Genomic DNA, 5,320 nt, shown 5'->3' with positions numbered 1-5,320 from the left:
TCGCCCGCCCCTGCCCCCCCGGCGGGGGGGGGGGGGGCCCGGGCCCCCCCCCCCCGCGGCGGGGGCGCGCCGGGGGGGCCCCCGGCCGCCCCCGCCGCCCCGCGAGGCGTCGGCTGTTGTCGGGACTCCCGTGAGTTCCCTCTGTTCGGCGCATCTTCTCCTGACCTGCGGCGCTGGTGAGCGGGGTTTTACTCGATCGCGTGGAGAGTTCGACGTTCCGTCAGGATTTCCGAAGCTCTGCCGCTATCCATGACGCATGGTCGTTACCAGTGAGCTGAGGCGTTGATGACGCTCGCGGTCGTCCGGGCGAGCGGGCGCTGCACAACGGCGAACGCTCGTCTTCTAGAAGGAGCGCCTGTCGGCGCGTGCCGAGCGGGTCGCGTGCAAAGACGCCAGAAGCTGGAGCCGGTCCGCGTCGGGGCTGCCCGGTTCGACGGTGAAGGCCAGCATGACCGGGCCGGGTCTGCCGGGCAGCGGATAGGTGTCCCAGTCCAGGACGATGTCGCCGACCTCGGGGACCCGGAAGGTCTTGGAGCCGCTGACCGACGCGCGTACGTCGTGCCGGGCCCACAGCCGCCGGAACTCGGCGCTGCGGATGCTCAGCTCACCCACGATCGCGGTGGCGCGCGGATGGGTGGGGTCAGCGGCGACGGCGGCGCGCATCATGCCGATGTAGTCCAGGGCCTGCCGCTCCCAGTCCGGGCAGCTCCGCTCGCCGGTCAGCGTGTCGTCGAACATCAGCAGGAGCATGTTGAGCCGGTCGGACGGGTGGGCGTCCGGGCTGCCGAGCAGCGCCTCCGCCATCGGGTTCCAGGCGAGCAGATCGAGGTGCCGGCCGAGTACGAGCGCCGGGGTGTCCATCACCCGCAGCAGTCGCCGGGTGCTGTCCGGCACCTTTTCCGGACCGTGGTCCGCCCGGGCGGGCATGGGCCGGCGGGCGGCGTGGGCCAGGGTGAACAGGTGCCGGCGCTCCTCGTCGTCGAGTCCGAGCGCGTGGGCGAGCGCGTCCAGGACGTCGTCGGACGGGCGTACCTCCCGGCCCTGCTCCATCCGTTGGTAGTAGTCGGTGCTCAGCCCGGCCAGAAGTGCCAGCTCCTCGCGCCGTAGCCCGGTGACCTTGCGTCGGCCGCCGGGTTCCAGACCGACGTCGTGCGGACGCAGTCTGCCGCGCCGGGCACGCAGGAAATCTCCCAGCTCACGAGCGTAGGGATGGCTCATGCCCCAAGTCTGCCGCGTCGCCGGGCAGGCAAGGTAGGTCCCGCAGACCTAGGCAACCGAGAACGACCGAGCCGACGCGCACTGCTCCTAGCGTCGTCGGTGTACCGCACCGACACCCTCAGGAGCAGCGGATGACCGGATGGACCGCCGACCGCATTCCCGACCAGCACGGCCGGATCGCCGTCGTAACCGGCGCGAACTCGGGCCTCGGCCTGGTCACCGCCACCGAACTGGCCCGCCACGGCGCCCATGTCGTGCTCGCCGTCCGCAACACCGACGCCGGTGAGGAGGCCGCCCGCCGGATCGGCGGCGACGTCGAGGTACGGGAGCTGGACCTGGCCTCCCTCGGTTCGGTACGGGCGTTCGCCGCGGGGCTGGCCGCCGACCACCCGGCGATCGACCTGCTGGTCAACAATGCCGGCGTGGTGTTGCTCGGCCCGCGCCGCACCTCCGTCGACGGCTTCGAGTTGCAGCTCGGCACCAACATGCTGGGCCACTTCGCGCTGACCGGCCTGCTGCTCGACAAGCTGGCCGCGGCGCGGGAACCCCGGGTGGTCAACCTCAGCTCGATCACCCACAAGAACGCGCACCTCGACTTCGACGACCTGATGTTCGAGCGTGACTACCGGGCCGCTCCCGCCTACGGCCGGTCCAAGCTCGCAACGACGATCTTCGGCGTTGAACTGGACCGCCGCCTGCGCGCTGCCGGATCGCCGATCGTCAGCACGCTGGCCCACCCCGGTCTCACCCGCACCAACCTGACCCCGCGTGCCTGGGAGCACCGTGGCCGGTTCGGGCAGCTGATTGCGTGGGTCGGCCTCCTGACCACCCAGTCCGTGGAGCAGGGCGCGCTGCCGCAGTTGCGCGCCGCGACCGAACCCGGCCTGCGGGGCGGCCAGTTCTTCGGACCGTCCATGCTTGGGGAGACGAGGGGCCGGGTTACCGACGCCCGGCTCAGTCGGGAGGCGGCCGACCCCGCTGTTGGCAAGCAGCTCTGGGCGGCGGCCGAAGAGCTGACCGGCATCAGCTATCTCTGAACTGGCGGCATCTGCCTTCGACGTCAGAGACCCAGGCCGGTTCGGCAGGCTCGGACGAACCCCAGCCCGCTCCGGTACCGTTCTGGGCGCACCACCCGCGAGTTCGGCTACGAGCGCCCTTCGGGAAACTCGAACCCACGGCCTTTTGGCATGGCACACCTCTGAGCTGGTCAGCCGATGGGGTTGCCGAAGGTGCCGGGGTGGGTGGCGCTGCGCTGGTCGACGAGGCTGTCGGACTCCCCCCTAACATCCGGCTAACGCGGCTGTGACCAGGGAAAAGACGCCAAGGAGAACTGAGGAGCCAGGTCACACCCGCCTGTACGGCGGGCCGTTTCCCTCGGATCAGGTCGGCCGGCAACGCGGGGTGCGGTGTTGACGGGGTCGAGCGGCCATGCGGCTTCGTCGTGCGGACTCGCAGGCAGACGGACTCGAGCAGGCGCCGTCCCAGAGGGGAGCCCCCGGGACGGCGCCTCGCGAAGACCGCGAGCGTGGTCGTCCTCAGTACCGCCGTCGGCCGCCCGGGTAGCGGACGGGCTGACGGCACTCGGGCGCATCGGCGGGCGGGGGCTGCTCACCGAGCGCGTAGCACAGGGCCGCGTGCAGTTGCTCCGCCGCCGCGAGGGTCAGCTCCAGCTCGGCGATCGCTTGATGCCGCCCGCCCCTGCTGATCTGGAGCGGCAGCGCGAGCTCCCCACCGTTCACCCGGCGCAAGCCCCGGCCCGGAACGGGACCGATCTGCCAGTCAGTCACGGCGACCTCCAGCGCTTCCGGGCGCCGGATGCCCGCCCGGGCCGTCGCCTTCGCCGTACGAGGGCAAGCGGGCGCCCCTGCTCTCGGCGACCCGCAACACATCGCGCAGCGCCTCACACAGCCGGTCCGCGAGGTAGCGCAATTCTCGCGCGTCCGCTGTGGGGGCGTCCAGCAGCGCTCGGGCGTGCCGGAGGAGTTCGGCCCCCATGGACATCTGTACGGCCTCGATCGCGTCCGCACGTCGGCTCAGCGGGCTGTTCCCGTCGTCCGACGCCAGATAACACGGCTTGCCGTCGGGATCCGACCACGGCAGCAGGCGCAGACCGGTCATCGCGCCCATCCGGACACCTCCACACCGTGGATCGCCGTCCATGCCCCGGCCCGATGACGGCCGGACGGCAATAAGGCGAGAAGCGCACTCACGCATGCGAGGAACCGCTCCATAGGGTTGCTCACGTTCATCAGCTCCATTCAGCTGGTGGGCCACGCCCTCGGGCCGGTGCACCCCGGTCGCGAGGGTCCTGCGTCTCTTCACGCTGTGTGGCGTTTGCTTCACAGAGTGGAGGTGATTCTGGCTACGCTGCTAGGAGGGCGGGTCTGACAGCAAAGCTTTCAACTCAGGGAGTCAGCCATGGAGATGGATCGGAGGCCACGCACCCCGAGGGAGAAGTACGGGGAGGAGTTGAGGATCCGGCGCACAGCGGCCGACATGACACAGGAGGCGCTGAGTGAGCGCGTGGTGTGCTCGCCCACGCTGATCAGCCATTTCGAGGCGGGCAGGCGGTTGCCGAAGCCCGACGACGCGGCGCGGATCGACCAGGCGCTGGGAACGGACGGGTTCTTCGCGCGGTGGCTGGAGGATCTGGAGTCGAAGTGGACCGACCATTTCGCGGCCGTGGCCGAGTTGGAGCAACAAGCGACGGTGATCCAGCAGTTCGCTCTCACTCTCGTTCCTGGCGTGCTCCAGACTCCCGCCTACGCACGGGCCCTGTTCAGCGCGTACCGACCCAACCACACGGCCGAGGAGCTTGACAGGGACGTCGTCATCCGAACGGAACGTGCTCGGATTCTGGATGAGCCGTCGAACCCTGTCGTATGGACGCTCCTCGACGAAGCCGTCCTGCGACGCCACGTCGGTGGCCCCCAGGTCATGGCCGAGCAGCTGAACAAGATCGCAGACATGGCCGAATCGGGACGCCTGCGGCTGCACGTAGTGCCCTACAGCGCTGGGGCTCACTCGCTCCAGCAGAGTCTGCTCACGCTCATGAGCTTCAAGGACTCCGCCCCGGTGGCCTACGTCGAAGGCTTCCTCACCGGCAACATGATGGATGATCCGTCACTGGTGAAGGCCAGCCAGACCGCCTACGCTCTGGCCCTGAGCGACGCGTTGTCGCAGCAGGAGTCACTGGCCCTCGTCAAGGCGGCAGCAGAGGAACACGTGCATGATCAGCAGTGAACACACCGTCTCCGACGCGTCCACCTTCACCGGGTGGTACAAGTCCAGCTACAGCGGCGGCGATCAGGGCGAATGCCTCGAAGTAGCACGTGGCCACGCCGACATACCCGTCCGCGACAGCAAGGACCCCCACGGCCCGGCGCTCATCTTCGAGCCGTCCGCGTGGTCGGCGTTCGTCTCCGGCGTCAAGCGCGGGGAGTTCCCCACCACCTGAGCCACCCAACAGTGTGGTTCGCGCCGTCCTCGTCTGCGCAGTTCGATCTTGCATGTCGCACCAGCGCCACCACTCAGGCGGACCGAGCGGCGTTGATTACAATCGCTTCTCATGTCGAAGCCTGACGAACTGCTTGTTGATGTCGCGGCCCTGGTGGAGTCCGGGCACAGCAACCAGATGACTCTGACTGTGGTCGCCGGTGGTGCTGTCATCACGGGTCGGCTGGCTCCCGAAGCTGTCTGGCGGCAGCGGGTGTCCGAGGTCCTGGCGGACTCGGCCAGTCTCAATAATTTCTCTGCTGTCTTCACCGCTACGACGTGTGAGGAGAAGGCGCCCACGCATCTGCATTTCCATGTGTCGCGGATTCTGCAGGGCACGGTGGGGATCCCGGAGACAGGCGGGATGTACCGCGTGGCGATCGATGACGTCAGCGCTTGGACCGTGGGCGACTTCAGCTACTCCGACCAGTGAGATACGACGCTGCGCGTTAACGGACCGCGCGGCAACGCGACGAGGGTGGGGGGGGGCGGAGGCGCGGGGGACAGGCCCGGGGGTGGTAAGGGGGGGGGGGGGCGGGCGCCCCCGGGGGGGGGGGGGGGGGGGGGCGCGGGGCGGGGGCGGGGGGGGGGGGGGTGTGGGGGGGGC

Annotated in this window: 7 protein-coding genes; 4 read left to right on the top strand and 3 right to left on the bottom strand. The window is 69.6% G+C overall.

Annotation, left to right across the window (positions count from 1 at the left end):
* Positions 1 to 342: 342 nt before the first annotated feature.
* Positions 343 to 1,218 (bottom strand): helix-turn-helix transcriptional regulator, encoded by an 876-nt coding sequence (locus tag ACFXB5_RS35600; RefSeq protein ID WP_086881507.1) that lies wholly within the window; start codon positions 1,216 to 1,218, stop codon positions 343 to 345.
* 131 nt (positions 1,219 to 1,349) lie between these two features.
* Between ACFXB5_RS35600 and ACFXB5_RS35595 the strand changes: the two genes are divergently transcribed.
* The gene (locus ACFXB5_RS35595) at positions 1,350 to 2,255 is read left to right on the top strand and encodes an oxidoreductase (protein ID WP_385215961.1); all 906 of its coding nucleotides are present in this window, start codon (positions 1,350 to 1,352) and stop codon (positions 2,253 to 2,255) included.
* 498 nt (positions 2,256 to 2,753) lie between these two features.
* Here ACFXB5_RS35595 and ACFXB5_RS35590 read toward each other — a convergent pair whose 3' ends face one another.
* Both ACFXB5_RS35590 and ACFXB5_RS35585 read right to left on the bottom strand, forming a co-directional pair.
* The gene (locus tag ACFXB5_RS35590) at positions 2,754 to 3,005 is read right to left on the bottom strand and encodes a hypothetical protein (RefSeq protein WP_385215958.1); all 252 of its coding nucleotides are present in this window, start codon (positions 3,003 to 3,005) and stop codon (positions 2,754 to 2,756) included.
* A complete protein-coding gene (locus tag ACFXB5_RS35585) occupies positions 2,998 to 3,345 on the bottom strand; it encodes a hypothetical protein (protein WP_385215956.1) in 348 nt (115 codons plus the stop codon). Before ACFXB5_RS35585 ends, ACFXB5_RS35590 begins: the two co-directional genes overlap by 8 nt.
* 291 nt (positions 3,346 to 3,636) lie before the next feature.
* Here ACFXB5_RS35585 and ACFXB5_RS35580 point away from each other — a divergent pair, with 291 nt between their 5' ends.
* The 3 genes from ACFXB5_RS35580 (at position 3,637) to ACFXB5_RS35570 (ending at position 5,146) form a co-directional block, all read left to right on the top strand.
* Positions 3,637 to 4,461, top strand: a complete 825-nt coding sequence (locus tag ACFXB5_RS35580) for a helix-turn-helix domain-containing protein (protein WP_385215953.1) — start codon at positions 3,637 to 3,639, stop codon at positions 4,459 to 4,461.
* Positions 4,448 to 4,675 (top strand): DUF397 domain-containing protein, encoded by a 228-nt coding sequence (locus ACFXB5_RS35575; protein WP_385215951.1) that lies wholly within the window; start codon positions 4,448 to 4,450, stop codon positions 4,673 to 4,675. Before ACFXB5_RS35580 ends, ACFXB5_RS35575 begins: the two co-directional genes overlap by 14 nt.
* 111 nt (positions 4,676 to 4,786) lie before the next feature.
* Positions 4,787 to 5,146, top strand: a complete 360-nt coding sequence (locus tag ACFXB5_RS35570; RefSeq protein WP_385215950.1) for a hypothetical protein — start codon at positions 4,787 to 4,789, stop codon at positions 5,144 to 5,146.
* Positions 5,147 to 5,320: the final 174 nt, after the last annotated feature.

Origin of the sequence: Streptomyces sp. NPDC059455 (assembly GCF_042750115.1) — a bacterium.
Lineage (GTDB): Bacteria > Actinomycetota > Actinomycetes > Streptomycetales > Streptomycetaceae > Streptomyces > Streptomyces endocoffeicus.
Note: the sequence above shows the minus strand (reverse complement) of the source record. Positions and strands in the feature narration are given on the sequence as shown.